This window comes from Streptomyces sp. NPDC017936 (assembly GCF_044328485.1).
GTDB lineage: Bacteria > Actinomycetota > Actinomycetes > Streptomycetales > Streptomycetaceae > Streptomyces.
Genome location: NZ_JBIRHK010000003.1, coordinates 296,791 through 310,554, shown reverse-complemented (window position 1 = coordinate 310,554; position 13,764 = coordinate 296,791). Strand labels below are relative to the sequence as shown.

10 protein-coding genes and 1 pseudogene are annotated in these 13,764 nt (G+C 72.8%); 9 read left to right on the top strand and 2 right to left on the bottom strand.

Annotated features, from left to right (window positions below; translation table 11 throughout):
* Positions 1-126: 126 nt before the first annotated feature.
* Positions 127-708, bottom strand: a complete 582-nt coding sequence (locus tag ACH4F6_RS08010; RefSeq protein WP_397959053.1) for a biotin transporter BioY — start codon at positions 706-708, stop codon at positions 127-129.
* A 450-nt stretch (positions 709-1,158) separates the two neighbouring features.
* Here ACH4F6_RS08010 and ACH4F6_RS08005 point away from each other — a divergent pair, with 450 nt between their 5' ends.
* The 8 genes and pseudogenes from ACH4F6_RS08005 to ACH4F6_RS07970 all read left to right on the top strand — a co-directional run.
* Complete coding sequence (locus ACH4F6_RS08005; protein WP_397959052.1) at positions 1,159-2,364, top strand: ROK family protein; 1,206 nt, start codon at positions 1,159-1,161, stop codon at positions 2,362-2,364.
* A 288-nt stretch (positions 2,365-2,652) separates the two neighbouring features.
* The gene (locus ACH4F6_RS08000; RefSeq protein WP_397959051.1) at positions 2,653-3,720 is read left to right on the top strand and encodes an ABC transporter substrate-binding protein; all 1,068 of its coding nucleotides are present in this window, start codon (positions 2,653-2,655) and stop codon (positions 3,718-3,720) included.
* Entirely contained in the window at positions 3,717-4,565 is an 849-nt protein-coding gene (locus ACH4F6_RS07995) for an ABC transporter permease (RefSeq protein WP_397959050.1), read from the top strand. The genes ACH4F6_RS08000 and ACH4F6_RS07995 overlap by 4 nt, the downstream gene beginning before the upstream one ends.
* Positions 4,541-5,257, top strand: a complete 717-nt coding sequence (locus ACH4F6_RS07990; RefSeq protein WP_397959049.1) for an ABC transporter ATP-binding protein — start codon at positions 4,541-4,543, stop codon at positions 5,255-5,257. The genes ACH4F6_RS07995 and ACH4F6_RS07990 overlap by 25 nt, the downstream gene beginning before the upstream one ends.
* A gap of 160 nt (positions 5,258-5,417) precedes the next feature.
* Complete coding sequence (locus ACH4F6_RS07985; RefSeq protein ID WP_397959048.1) at positions 5,418-6,758, top strand: LLM class flavin-dependent oxidoreductase; 1,341 nt, start codon at positions 5,418-5,420, stop codon at positions 6,756-6,758.
* A 12-nt stretch (positions 6,759-6,770) separates the two neighbouring features.
* Positions 6,771-7,661 (top strand): TauD/TfdA dioxygenase family protein, encoded by an 891-nt coding sequence (locus tag ACH4F6_RS07980; protein ID WP_397959047.1) that lies wholly within the window; start codon positions 6,771-6,773, stop codon positions 7,659-7,661.
* Positions 7,662-7,772: 111 nt separating this feature from the next.
* A complete protein-coding gene (locus ACH4F6_RS07975; protein WP_397959046.1) occupies positions 7,773-9,155 on the top strand; it encodes an amino acid permease in 1,383 nt (460 codons plus the stop codon).
* Between the two features lie 326 nt (positions 9,156-9,481).
* Positions 9,482-9,929 (top strand): annotated as a pseudogene (locus tag ACH4F6_RS07970) (3-oxoacyl-[acyl-carrier-protein] synthase III C-terminal domain-containing protein); the annotation flags it as partial.
* 350 nt (positions 9,930-10,279) lie between these two features.
* Here the strand turns inward: ACH4F6_RS07970 and ACH4F6_RS07965 are convergent.
* Positions 10,280-10,924 (bottom strand): DsbA family protein, encoded by a 645-nt coding sequence (locus ACH4F6_RS07965; protein WP_397959045.1) that lies wholly within the window; start codon positions 10,922-10,924, stop codon positions 10,280-10,282.
* A 138-nt stretch (positions 10,925-11,062) separates the two neighbouring features.
* Here ACH4F6_RS07965 and pepN point away from each other — a divergent pair, with 138 nt between their 5' ends.
* On the top strand, positions 11,063-13,642 hold the full coding sequence (pepN, locus tag ACH4F6_RS07960; protein ID WP_397959044.1) for an aminopeptidase N: 2,580 nt from the start codon (positions 11,063-11,065) through the stop codon (positions 13,640-13,642).
* The last annotated feature ends 122 nt before the right edge of the window (positions 13,643-13,764 follow it).

Genomic DNA, 13,764 nt, shown 5'->3' with positions numbered 1-13,764 from the left:
GGCCGCGCGGGGCCCGGGGGGGGGCCCCGGGCCCCCGCGGGGTGCCCCGGGCACCGCCGGGGGGGGGCAGCCCCCCGGGGTGCCGGGGGGCACAGCCCCCCCGCATCGGTCGTACGGACCCGGGGGTCAGCGGCCGGCGAACTTCCAGGCGGTGGGCAGCAGGCCCATCGCCAGGGCCGCCTTGAGGGCGTCGCCGATCAGGAACGGGGTGAGGCCGGCCGCGATCGCGGCGGAGGCGGAGATGTCGGCGGCGAAGGCGAGGTAGGGGACGCCGACGGCGTAGATGATCGCCTCGCCGACGAGCATCGCGCCCGCCATGCGCCACACGCCGCGGTCCGCGCCGCGGCGCGCCAGGGCGCCGACCACGGTGGAGGCGACGATCATGCCCAGGACGTAGCCGAAGGACACGGCGGTCGCGCCGGAGGTGGCGTCCGCGAACCACGGGACGCCCGCGACGCCCGCCAGGGCGTAGACGGCGAGGGCGAGGAAACCGCGCCGGGCGCCCAGGGCCGTGCCGACGAGCAGCGCGGCGAAGGTCTGGCCGGTCACCGGCACCGGGGAGCCGGGGACGGGGACCGCGATCTGGGCGGCGAGGCCGGTGAGCGCGGCGCCGCCGAGCACGAGCGCGGCGTCCCGGACACGGGAGGCCGGCAGGAGGTCGGCGAGGACCTGTCCTGGGCGGGCGGGGGAGACGGCGGCGGTGCTCATGGGGACTCCGCGGGATCGGGACGGCTGGGGACACCGTGACGCTACCCCAGGGCGTTCCGGCCGATCACCGTCAGTGGTCGACAAACGGCCGTTCACGGACTTGGTGGGCTCCTGACAAAAGAATGCGGTGACACGCGGTACGGCGTGACGCTGGTCACTGAGGTGACGTGGCGGCGGATACGGGGGCGCGGTGACGGGCGACTGTAGGTTCTCGCCAACCGGGCCGGGGCGCCGTCTCGCCCGTCGGTCGCCGTCTGGGCAGCGGTGGGCCGTTTTGCTAGCTTCGGGCGCATGGTTGCCCAGGCCCGGAACTTCTCGTCGCGTCGCCACGTCGACCTGCGACGCGTGGGCGCGGCCGCCTGTCGCCCTCCGGTGTGAGGCGGCGGAGCCGATCCGTGGCGCCTCCTGTGAAGACGGCGCAGTGTCGGACCGGCCCCGAGGAAGTTCCCCATGCCCCGTACCGCGACAGTTCCCCGTGTCACCTCCCCCGTGCCCCGGATCGCCGACAGCGACCGGCGGCGCACCAGCGCCAGTGTGATCCTGCGGTCCGTGCTGGAGCACGGACCGGTGGCGCGCAGCACCATCGCCCGGCTGACCGGGCTGTCCCCGGCGTCCGTCACCGACCACTGCGGCCGCCTCGCCGGTCTCGGGCTGATCCGGGAGGCCGACGCGCCCCGGCGCAGCAACGGCGTCGGCCGGCCGCACGTCCCGGTGGACCTGGACGACGGGCGGTACGTGGTGGGCGGGGTGCACGTGGCCGTGCCGTACACCACCGTCGCGCTGCTCGACCTGCGGGGCCGGGTGCTGGCGCGGCGGGAGCTGAAGCACCGCGGGACCGAGCCGGTCCCCGTGCTGGCACGGGCCGCCGACGGACTGGGCGCGCTGCTCGCCTCGGCGCCCGGCCGCCGGGCGCTGGGGGTGGGCGTGGCCGTGGGCGGCTGGGTGGACCGTGATTCGGGCACCGTCGTCGAGCATCCGCTGCTGGACTGGCGGGACGTGCCGGTGCGGGAGGCGCTCGGCGCCCGCACCGGGCTGCCGGTCCATGTGGACGGGCACGCGCGGGCGCTGGTCAACGCGGAGCGGCTGTTCGGGCGGGCGCGCGGCAGCCGCAGCGTGCTGCACCTGTTCGTCGGCAACGTCGTCGACGCGGCGTTCGCCACCCACGACGAGGTGCACCACGGGCCGCGCTCGCAGGCGGGCGCCATCGCCCACCTGCCGCTGGCCGGGGGTGCGGAGCCGTGCGACTGCGGACGGGCCGGCTGCCTCCAGGTGGAGCTGAGCGAACGGACGCTGTGCCGGCGCGCCCGCGCGGCCGGGGTCATCGACGGGACGAACCCGATGCACGTGGTCGCCGCCGCGGCGGGCGGCGACGCGCTCGCCGTGCGGCTGTTGCGGGAGCGGGCCCGGATGGTCGGGCGGGCGGCGGCACTGCTGCTGGACGTGCTCAATCCGGAGAGGGTGGTCGTGACGGAGGTCGGGGCGATGTCCCGGGAGGACTGCCTCGGCGCGCTGCGCGAGGAGGTCGGGGCGGCGCGCGCGGAGTCGGTGGCGGCGACGAGTTTCCCCGTGGACTCCGTGCTGGCCGTGGCCGGCGGAGCGGTGGCCCTGGACGTGCTCTACCGCGACCCGCTCACCGTGTCACACGACCTTAATTAATTCAGAAACTCGGAATGTTGACAGGAGTCGAGCGTGACCTGGAACATCATTCTCATGAGCTGTCGCACCTTCTGTTGCTGACGCCCCGGCGCGCCGGGAGCGCGTCCTTCTTCCTCCGCCCCATCGGGTTCCTCCGCCCCATCGGGTGAGTTTCCTTTGCCGGGCCCTGCCGCGCCCGTGATCCGTCCTGCCCCGTCACTGAATTCCCGCTGTTTTTCCACCGCCGTCACGCCGCTTTCGCGTCGCTGATTCTCCCTGATTTCCGCCGCTTTCCCTGGGGGTCCTCCCATGCCCGTTTCCCGTGTGCCCGGTGTCGACCGGCGCTCCTTCCTCGCCTCCGTCCTCGGTGTCACCGCCGCTGCCGCCGGTCTGAGCGGCTGCGCGGAGAGCAGCGCGGCCACCGGGTCGGAGGGCGCCTCCACGGCCCCGCTCGCCGACAAGGTGCCCGCCGGCACCAGCCTGAAGGTCGCCTCCTTCCAGAACGCCCAGCAACTCCAGTTCAAGCTGGCGAACCTGCCCGAGTTGCCGTTCAAGGTGTCGAGCTGGCTGAACATCGGGGCCGGCCCGGACGTCATCAACGCCTTCCGGGCGAAATCCCTCGACCTCGCCAACAACGCGGGCATCCCGCCGATCCAGGCCCACTACCAGGGTTTCGACGCGAAAATCGTCGCGATCGATGTCACGCGCAAGCCGAACTACCTGTTCGCCACGAAGCCCGGCAGCGACATAGCGAGCGTCGAGGACTTCGAGGGGAAGAGGCTGGCGTTCTCGCAGGGGCAGGCGCAGGGCGTCGTGCTGCTGCGGGCGCTGAAGAAGGCCGGCCTGAAGTACGACGACGTGGACCTCGTCCCGCTGACCAGCAACCAGTTCCTCACTGCCCTCCAGTCGGGCCAGGTGGACGTCGCCCCGCTCGGCAACAGCCAGGCGCCGGCCTACCTCGAGCAGTACGAGTCCAAGGGCGCCCGCACCATCACCACCGACGTCGTCGACCTGCTCAACCTGCTGTGGGCGCCGGTCTCCGTGCTGAACGACCGGGCGAAGGCGGCCGCGGTCGCCGCGTACGTCCCGCAGTGGGCCAAGGGCCAGGTCTGGCAGTACGAGAACCCGGACGTCTGGAACGAGGAGTTCTACGTCAAGACGCAGAACCTGACGCTCGCCCAGGCGCGGTCCATCACCGCCCTCGCCAACAAGCCGCTCTTCCCGCCGAGCTGGGACGAGGCGATCGCCTGGGAGCAGGAGACCGCGGACCTGCTCGCGGAGGGCGGCTTCGTGAAGAAGTTCGACGTCGGCGAGCTCTTCGACCACCGCTTCGAAGGCATCGCCGCGCGGTCCGTGCCGGCCGAGTACCGGAAGTGACCGCCGTGACCACGACCCTCCTGGACAAGGCTCCCGTCGCCGTCGCCGACGAACGCCCCCGCGCCCGCCGCCGCGGGCTCGCCCCCGGCCGCAGCCTGCCCGCCGCCCGGCTCGCCGGACCGCTGCTGCTGCTCGCCCTGTGGGCCACCGCCTCCGCCGCCGGACGGCTCGACCCGGGCGCGATCCCCGCGCCCTGGACGGTGGTGGAGACCGGCGCCCATCTGTGGACCGACGGGACGCTGACCACCGACATCCTCACCTCGCTGCAACGGGCCGGCTCCGGCTTCGCGATCGGTCTGACCGCCGGAGTGGTGCTCGCGCTGGCGTCCGGCCTCACCCGCACCGGAGAGGCGCTGATCGACGGCACGGTCAACCTCAACCGGGCGATCCCGACCCTCGGTCTCATCCCGCTGTTCATCCTCTGGCTGGGCATCGGCGAGACCTTCAAGATCGCGATCATCGCGATCGTCGTCTACGTCCCGATCTACCTCAACACGCACGCCGCGCTGTCCGGCATCGACAACCGGTTCGTCGAGCTCGCCGAGGTGCAGGGCCTGTCGAAACCGCGCTTCATCCGGGAGATCGTCGTCCCCGGCGCGCTGCCCGGCTTCTTCGTGGGGCTGCGGCTCGGCGTCACCGGGTCCTGGCTGGGTCTGGTGGTGCTGGAGCAGATCAACGCCACCAGCGGCCTCGGCTACATGATGTTCCAGGCGCAGAACTACGGCCAGTCGGACGTCATCCTCGTCGGCCTGGTCGTCTACGGGATCTTCGGTCTGATCTCCGACAGCACGGTCCGCTTCATCGAACGGAGGGTGCTGTCGTGGCGCCGCACACTGAGCAACTGACCCGTCCCGCCGTACGGCTGAGGGGACTCACCCGGTCGTTCGACGGGCGTACCGTCCTCGACGGCATCGACCTGGACATCCCCGCCGGACAGTTCACCGCCCTGCTCGGGCACAGCGGCTCCGGCAAGAGCACCCTGCTGCGGGCGGTGGCCGGCCTCGACCACGAGGTGACCGGGAGCGGGCAGCTCACGGCGCCGGAGAGGGTGTCGGTCGTCTTCCAGGACTCCCGGCTGCTGCCCTGGCGGCGGGTGCTGGCCAACGTGGTGCTGGGCCTCGACGGCAAGGAGGCGGAGGCGAAGGGCCGCGAGGCGCTCGCCGAGGTCGGTCTCGCGGGCCGTGAACGGGCCTGGCCCAACGAGCTGTCCGGCGGCGAGGCGCAGCGCGCCGCCCTGGCCCGCTCCCTGGTCCGCGAGCCCGAACTGCTCCTCGCGGACGAGCCGTTCGGCGCGCTCGACGCGCTCACCCGCATCAAGATGCACACCCTGCTGCGCGAGCTGTGGCAACGCCACCGGCCCTCCGTGCTGCTCGTCACCCACGACGTGGACGAGGCGATCGCGCTCGCCGACCGGATCCTCGTCCTCGACCACGGCCGCATCGGCCTCGACCTGGCCGTCGACCGCGACGCGCACGCCCGCGACGAGTACCGGGTGCGGCTCCTGGCGGCACTGGGCGTGACGGAGGACGTGCGGTGACCGCCGGCCGCGGTCGCCCCCTGACGGAGGCCGCCGCCCCCGGACCCCCGCCCCGCCCCGCCCCTGACCGGGCCCCGTCCGCACACGCCGGACGGGCCGTACGCGCCGGCCGGCGCCCGCCGGTCTTCCCCCGACTGTCCTGAGCAGCAAAGGACCCCGCATGTCCCGCCAGCTCCACCTCAACGCCTTCCTCATGAACACCGGCCACCACGAGGCCTCGTGGCGACTGCCGGAGAGCGACCCGTACGCCCACGTCGAGCTGTCCCACTACCGGCGCCTCGCCCGGACCGCCGAACGCGGCACCTTCGACTCCCTCTTCCTCGCCGACGGACCGCAGTTGTGGGGCACGGTCGCGCAGCGCCCCGCCGGCGCCCTGGAGCCGCTGACGCTGCTCACCGCCCTGGCGACGGCGACCGAGCACATCGGGCTGATCGCGACCGCCTCCACCTCCTACAACTCCCCCTACAACCTGGCCCGCAAGTTCGCCTCGCTGGACATCGTCAGCGGTGGCCGGGCGGGCTGGAACATCGTCACCACGGCGGGCGCCGAGGCCGCCCGCAACTTCGGGCTGGACGCGGAACCGGCGCACGCCGAGCGGTACGCCCGGGCCGCCGAGTTCCTCGACGTGGCGCTGAAGCTGTGGGACAGCTGGGAGGACGACGCGATCGTCGCCGACAAGGCGGCCGGCGTGTGGGCCGACGACGCGAAGATCCACCCGCCGCGCCACCAGGGCACGTACTTCAGCGTCGAGGGCGCCCTCAACGTGCCCCGCACCCCGCAGGGGTACCCGCTGCTCGTGCAGGCCGGTTCCTCGGAGGACGGCAAGGCCTTCGCGGCCCGCTACGCGGAGGCGGTGTTCACCGCGCAGCAGACCATCGGGGACGCGCAGGCCTTCTACGCCGACCTCAAGTCCCGCACGGCTGCGGCCGGCCGCGATCCCGGCCACATCAAGGTGCTGCCCGGCATCGTCCCGGTCCTCGGCTCCACGGAGGCCGAGGCGCTGGCGAACGAGCGGCTCCTGGAGGACCACATCGTGTACACGCACGGCGTGAGCCGCCTGGAGAGCCTGCTCCTGCTGGAGCCGGGGACGCTGGAGCTGGACGCCCCGCTCCCCGCCGACCTGCCCCCGGAGAGCGCCGTCGAGGGCGCCAAGAGCCGGTACACGCTCATCGTCGAGCTGGCCCGCCGCGACCGCCTCACCGTGCGGCAGCTGATCGGACGGCTCGGCGGCGGACGCGGGCACCTCACCTTCGCCGGCACGCCCGAGCAGGTCGCGGACACGATCGAGACCTGGTTCACGCAGGGCGCCGCCGACGGCTTCAACATCATGCCGGCCGTCCTGCCCTCCGGCCTGGACGCCTTCGTCGACCACGTCGTCCCGCTCCTGCGCGCCCGCGGCCTGCTCCGCTCGGAGTACGGCCCCCGGCAGACCCTGCGGGAGCGCTACGGCCTCCCGCGCCCCGCCAACCAGTACGTCACCCCCGCACTCGCCCGAGTCTGAGAGGAACCTCCCATGACGCTCGACATCCGCAAGGTCACCGCGCACATCGGCGCCCAGGTCTCCGGCGTCGACATCGGCAAGCCGCTCGACGAGGACACGGTGGCCGCCCTGCGCGAGGCCCTCAACGTCCACAAGGCGCTCGTCTTCGACGACGTCGACCTCGACGACGAGGGCCAGCAGGCCTTCGCCCGCCACTTCGGCGACCTCACCACCGCCCACCCGACCGTGCCCGCCGTCGACGGCGCCCCGAACGTGCTGCCCGTCGACAGCGAGCAGGGCAGCGCCAACCACTGGCACACCGACGTCACCTTCGTCCTCAACCCGCCGCAGGCCAGCACCCTGCGCAGCATCACGGTCCCGCCGTACGGCGGCGAGACCCTGATCGCCGACGCGGCGGCCGCCTACCGGCAGCTGCCCGAGCCGCTGCGGCGGCTGGCCGACGGGCTGTGGGCGGAGCACACCAACGACTACGACTACGCCGTGCCGGAGGAGGACATCGACGAGGAGCGGGCCGCCCAGCGCGCCCGGTTCACGTCGATCACGTACCGCACCGCCCACCCGGTCGTCCGCGTCCACCCGCTGACCGGCGAACGCGGCCTGTTTATCGGCGGGTTCGCGCAGCGGATCGTGGGGCTGTCGACGGGCGAGTCGCGCAGGATCCTGGACCTGCTCCAGGCCTACGTCACCCGCCCGGAGAACGTCCTGCGGCACCGCTGGTCGCCGAACCAGCTGGTGATCTTCGACAACCGCATCACCCAGCACTACGCCGTCGACAACTACGACCGCCGGCCGCGCCGGCTGCACCGGGTGACCGTCGCCGGTGACGTGCCGGTCGGCATCGAGGGCAAGGAGAGCTGGTCGGTGGAGGGCGACGCGGCGCACTACACCTCGGTAGCGGCCTAGCCACCATCCGTACCGGCGGTGTCCGGATGACGGGCGGCCCGTCCGTGTGAGCGGACGGGCCGCGCAGACTGTGGGCGTTTCACCCGTCTCACGTATCGGACGAGCCGCGCCATGCCCCACAGCACCAGCGTGGAGTCGCCGCCCCACCAGGGCGGCGCCTCCCTCTCCCACGGCCTCAAGCAGCGCCACCTGTCGATGATCGCCCTCGGCGGTGTCATCGGCGCGGGCCTCTTCGTCGGGTCCGGCGCGGGCATCGCCGCCGCCGGGCCCTCGATCGTGCTCGCCTACGCCCTCTCCGGTCTCCTCGTGATGCTGGTGATGCGGATGCTGGGCGAGATGTCCGCCGCCCATCCGTCCTCGGGCTCCTTCTCGGCGCACGCCGAGCGGGCGATCGGCCCCTGGGCGGGTTTCGCCTCGGGCTGGTCCTTCTGGGTGCTGCTGTGCACGGCCGTCGGCCTGGAGGGCATCGGCGCCGCGAAGATCGTCACCGGCTGGCTGCCGGGCACGCCCGAGTGGGCCTGGGTGGCGCTGTTCATGGTGGTCTTCTGCGGGACGAACCTGGCCGCGGTGAAGAACTTCGGCGAGTTCGAGTTCTGGTTCGCGGCGCTGAAGGTCGGCGCGATCGGCCTGTTCCTGGTCCTGGGCGTGCTGGCCGTCGCCGGCGTCCTGCCGGGCACGGACGCCCCGGGCGCCTCGCACCTCACCGACTTCCTCCCGAACGGCGGCGAGGGCCTGGTCGTCGGCCTCCTCGCCTCCGTCTTCGCCTACGGCGGCCTGGAGACCGTCACCATCGCCGCGGCCGAGTCGCCGGACCCGGTGCGCGGCGTGGCGAGCGCGGTCCGTACGGCGATGTGGCGCATCGCGCTCTTCTACATCGGCTCGATGGCGGTGATCGTCACCCTGGTCCCCTGGGACTCTCCGGACGTCGTCGAGAAGGGCCCGTACGTCGCCGCCCTGGACCGGCTCGGCATCCCGGGCGCCGGTCAGCTGATGAACGTGGTCGTCCTGGTCGCCCTGCTGTCGGCGATGAACGCCAACATCTACGGCTCCTCGCGCATCGCCTACTCGCTGGTGGAGCGCGGCCAGGGTCCGAGGGCGCTGGGCCGCGTCTCGGCCGGGGTCCCCCGGACCGCCGTCCTCGTCTCCTGCGTCTTCGGCTTCGTCTGCGTGCTGCTGAGCTACTGGCGGCCCGACGACGTCTTCCCCTGGCTGCTGAACATGATCGGCGCGGTCATCCTGGTCGTCTGGATCTTCATCGCCGTCTCCCAGCTGCGCCTGCGCCGTCGCCTGGAGCGCGAGGCGCCGGAGAAGCTGACGGTGCGGATGTGGGCGTTCCCGGCGCTGACCTGGGTCGCCCTGGCCGGCATGGCGGCGGTCTTCGTGCTGATGGCCCGGGAGCCGGACACGCGCGTGCAGCTGTACTCGACGGGCGGGATGACGGTGTTCCTGGCGGTGGTGGGGTACGTCCGGCAGCGCCGGCGCACCACGGTCTGAGCCCTCCCGGCCCCACCGGCCCGAGCCGTCCCGGCTCGCCTCCGAAGGCCCTCGCGCGCCGCACGTGAGGGCCTTCTCCGCTGCCGGTTCCCGCCCCCCACCGTCTTTTGGCGCAAGCGTGCAGTTGCAACCATGTCGCAACAAGGGCATGCTGCTGACGGTGCGTGACGGCGGCCCGGAACGTCCCGCCTCGTGATCGTCTTCTCACCCTTCACGACGGCGGGCGGAAGGAAGGAGACCCCCGCGAGGACGTGACTCGCGGGGGGCTTCCCGTTCGGGTGCGGGGCGCGGGCCGGCCGGCGCCCCGGAGGCGGACCCGGGGCGCCCTCAGCGCCGCCGACGACGCCGGGATCGGCCCGGTGGCCCGGGGCTCCGACCCCACTCGCGGCGCCGCCGTCCTCCTGGTCGACGATGGGCACCCGTACTTCGCCCAAGAAGGCCGGACCGTGTTCCGCTGGGCCGCCGGCGGACTCCCCGCCGTCGCCCGGGAAGCCTGCGCACGGGCCGGCCCGGCCTCGACCGACCCGGCCGGCGTGGTCACCCACCAGGCGAACCTGCGGATCATCGACGCCGTCGTACGGCAGCTCGGCCTCTCCGGCGACGCGGTGATCGCCCACGACGTCGTCGAGTCCGGCAACACGTCCGCCGCGTCGGTCCCCCTCGCCCTGTCCGAGCTCACCGAACGCGGTGAGCTCCGCCTCCGGCGCCCCGGTCCTGTTGCTCGCCTTCGGCGGGGGTCTGTCCTGGGCCGGCCAGGTCGTCGTCCGCCCCTGAGCCGGATCGGCGGCCGGGGCGCGCGGCGGGCGTGACAGGCGCCCCCGCGAGACGCCTCGCGGGGGCTCTCGGCGGGCGGGATTCCGGGCCGTCGTGACGGGATGCCGGTGAAGGGGACGATGCCCTGCCGCACGTGCGGTGCGCACCAGCCGCACCGGCAGGTCGGGGACGACCGCGAGCGCGAGGTGATCCGCGCGCTCAAGGGGCCCGGGCCCCGCGCGCACGTGGACGAGTACGGGATCTGCGTCAGCGCCGAGCGGGACTGCCGCACCATCCGCACCGGCCACTCGTGGAAGCCGCCGGCTCCACCGCGCCGGATGCCCGAGCCCGAGGAGTCCGCCCCCTGGGGATCAGAGGTTGCTGAAGTCCGGGCCCTTGGTGCGGGTGCGCTTGATCTCGTAGAAGCCGGGGACCGAGGCGACCGCGAGGGTGCCGTCCCACAGGCGGGCGGCCTCCTCGCCCTTCGGGGCGGGGGTGACGACCGGGCCGAAGAAGGCGATCTGCTCGCCGTCGGCGCCGGGGACGGCGATGACCGGGGTGCCGACGTCCTGGCCGACCTTCTCGATGCCCTCCTTGTGGGAGGCGCGCAGCTCGGCGTCGAACGCGAAGTCCTCCTGGTCGGCGTAGTCGATCAGGTCGGCGGGCAGGCCGGCGTCCGCGAGCGCGCCCGCGATCGCCTCCGTGGTCGGGCCCTCGCCGTTGTTGTGGAAGCGGGTGCCGAGCGCGGTGTAGAGCGGGCCGAGGACCTCGGCGCCGTGCTTCTGCCAGGCGGCGGTCACCACGCGGACCGGCTTCCAGGCCTTGGTGGCGAGCATGTCCCGGTACTCCTCGGGCAGCTCGTCGAGCCGGTTCTCGTTGAGGACGGCGAGGCTCATGACATGCCAGCGGACCTCGATGTCGCGGACCTTCTCCACTTCCAGCACCCAGCGGGACGTCATCCAGGCCCAGGGGCACAGCGGGTCGAACCAGAAGTCGACGGGCGTCTTCTCCGACATGTCTCTCCTCAGGGGAATCCGTTTCCCCGGTGAACACCGCCGTCCGTGCAGCTCATTCCCCGGTGTCCGGCGTCAGGGGCACGTGGCAGGATCGGTCCTGTCCGGCACCATCTGTCAACGCCCCAGGGAGTACCGCCCGTGCCCGGTGAGAACCTGTCCCGCGACGAGGCCCGGGAGCGGGCCGCCCTGCTGTCCGTCGACGGGTACGACGTGTCGCTCGACGTGCGCTCGGCGGTGGGCGACCACGCCGGGGACGGCCCGCGCACCTTCCGCTCGGTCACCACGGTCCGCTTCCGCTGCACCGAACCGGGCGCGTCGAGCTTCGCGGACCTCGTCGCGCCGAGCGTGACCGCCGTCACCCTCAACGGCCGCGACCTCGACCCCGGTGAGGTCTTCGACGGCTCCCGGATCCTGCTGGAGGACCTGGCCGCCGAGAACGAGCTGGTCGTCGACGCCCGGTGCGCCTACTCCCGCACCGGCGAGGGCCTGCACCGCTTCGTCGACCCCGAGGACGGCGAGGTCTACCTCTACACGCAGTACGAGCCGGCCGACTCCCGCCGGGTCTTCGCCAACTTCGAGCAGCCCGACCTCAAGGCCCCGTTCCGCTTCGAGGTGCGGGCGCCCGAGGAGTGGGTGGTGTGGAGCAACGGCGCCGGCGAGCGGACGGACGGGGTGTGGCGGTTCGCGGAGACGAAGCCCGTTTCGACGTACATCACCTGTGTGGTGGCCGGCCCGTACCACTACGTCACCGACTCCTACGAGCGGACCTTCGAGGACGGCACGCGGCTGGAGATCCCGCTCGGCGCCCTGTGCCGCAAGGGCCTCGCGCCGCACTTCGACGCCGACGACGTCTTCCTGGTCACCAAGCAGGGCCTGGACTTCTTCCACGACCACTTCGACTACCCGTACCCCTTCGGCAAGTACGACCAGGCGTTCGTGCCCGAGTACAACCTCGGCGCGATGGAGAACCCGGGTCTGGTCACCTTCCGGGAGGAGTACATCTTCCGGGGCAAGGTGACCCAGGCGTCCTACGAGGCGCGGGCGACCGTGATCCTGCACGAGATGGCGCACATGTGGTTCGGCGACCTGGTCACCATGGAGTGGTGGGACGACCTGTGGCTGAAGGAGTCCTTCGCGGACTTCATGGGCAGCTTCTCGCTGGTCGGCGCGACCCGCTTCACCGACGGCTGGATCACCTTCGCCAACCGCCGCAAGGCCTGGGCGTACCGCGCCGACCAGCTGCCCTCCACCCACCCGGTCACCGCCGACATCCGCGACCTGCAGGACGCCAAGCTCAACTTCGACGGCATCACCTACGCCAAGGGCGCCAGCGTGCTCAAGCAGCTGGTGGCGTACGTCGGGCAGGACGCGTTCCTGGAGGGCGCCCGCCGCTACTTCAAGCGGCACGCCTACGGCAACACCCGCCTCGGCGACCTGCTGTCCGCGCTCGCGGAGACCAGCGGCCGGGACATGGCCGCGTGGGCGCGCTCCTGGCTCCAGACGGCCGGCGTGAACTCGCTGACCCCGCAGGTGCTGCTCGACGCGCAGGGCAGGATCAGCGAGCTGGCGGTGCTCCAGGAGGCGCCGGAGGAGCACCCCGAGCTGCGGCCGCACCGGGTGGCGATCGGCCTGTACCGCCGGGAGGAGGGCCGTCTGGTGCGGTACGCGCGCACCGAGACGGACGTCGCCGGCGCGCGGACGGTCGTGACCGAGCTGGCAGGCCGGGAGGCCCCCGAGCTGGTGCTGGTCAACGACGAGGACCTGACGTACTGCAAGGTCCGGTTCGACGAGACCTCGCTGCACACGCTCCGCGCGCACCTGGGCGACATCACGGACCCGCTGGCCCGTGCCCTGTGCTGGTCGGCGCTGTGGAACCTCACCCGGGACGCGCTGCTGCCCGCGCGGGAGTTCATCGGCCTGGTGCTGCGGTTCGCGGGGCGCGAGTCCGACATCGGGGTGCTGCAGATGCTGCACGCGTGGGCGGAGTCGGCGCTGGTGCACTACGTGGCGCCGCCGCTGCGCAAGACCGGTGAGCGGCTGCTGGCCGAGGGCGCGCTGAAGGAGCTGCGGGCGGCCCGGCCGGGCAGCGAACACCAGCTGGCGTGGGCGCGCTTCTTCGCGTCGACGGCGTCCTCCGACTCCGACTTCGAGCTGCTCCAGGGCCTGCTCGACGGCACGGAGGAGATCGACGGCCTGGAGGTGGACCAGGAGCTGCGCTGGGCGTTCCTGGAGCCCATGGCGGCGCACGGCGTCGCCGACGAGGGCGTCCTGGCGGCGGAACTGGCCCGGGACGACACGGCGTCCGGCAAGCGCCACCAGGTCCGCTGCCTCGCCGCCCGCCCCTCGGCGGCGGTCAAGGCGCAGGCGTGGGCCCAGCTGGTGGAGTCCGACGCCCTGTCCAACGCCCTGGTGGAGGCGACGATCGCGGGCTTCAACCAGCCCTCGCAGCGGGAGCTGCTCGCTCCGTACGCGCAGAAGTACTTCGCCGTGATCGCGCGCATCTGGTCCGAGCGTTCCATCCAGATCGCGATGAGCGTCGTCAAGGGCCTGTACCCGTCCCTGCAGGACTCGCCGGCCACCCTGGTGGAGACGGACGTCTGGCTGGCGGCCCACGAGTCGGCGCCGCCGGCGCTGCGCCGGCTCGTCCTCGAGGCGTGGGACGACCTGGCGCGGGGGCTGCGCGGACAGGCCCGGGACGCGAGGGCCGAAGCGGACTGACACCTTTGGCCATGAATTCCGCCGTCGGTGACCGTTACGGAATTCAGGCAATCCGACCCGTGACCCCTGGCCCGCACCCGGTGGACCAGGGGTTTTCGGCCCTACTCGGCATCCGAACACCC

Coding starts and splice junctions, on each gene's coding strand:
- ACH4F6_RS07980 (WP_397959047.1), top strand. CDS start 6,771: ATGACGCTCGACATCCGCAAGGTCACCGCGCACATCGGCGCCCAGGTC.
- ACH4F6_RS07975 (WP_397959046.1), top strand. CDS start 7,773: ATGCCCCACAGCACCAGCGTGGAGTCGCCGCCCCACCAGGGCGGCGCC.
- ACH4F6_RS07965 (WP_397959045.1), bottom strand. CDS start 10,924: ATGTCGGAGAAGACGCCCGTCGACTTCTGGTTCGACCCGCTGTGCCCC.
- ACH4F6_RS08000 (WP_397959051.1), top strand. CDS start 2,653: ATGCCCGTTTCCCGTGTGCCCGGTGTCGACCGGCGCTCCTTCCTCGCC.
- ACH4F6_RS08010 (WP_397959053.1), bottom strand. CDS start 708: ATGAGCACCGCCGCCGTCTCCCCCGCCCGCCCAGGACAGGTCCTCGCC.
- ACH4F6_RS07985 (WP_397959048.1), top strand. CDS start 5,418: ATGTCCCGCCAGCTCCACCTCAACGCCTTCCTCATGAACACCGGCCAC.
- ACH4F6_RS08005 (WP_397959052.1), top strand. CDS start 1,159: ATGCCCCGTACCGCGACAGTTCCCCGTGTCACCTCCCCCGTGCCCCGG.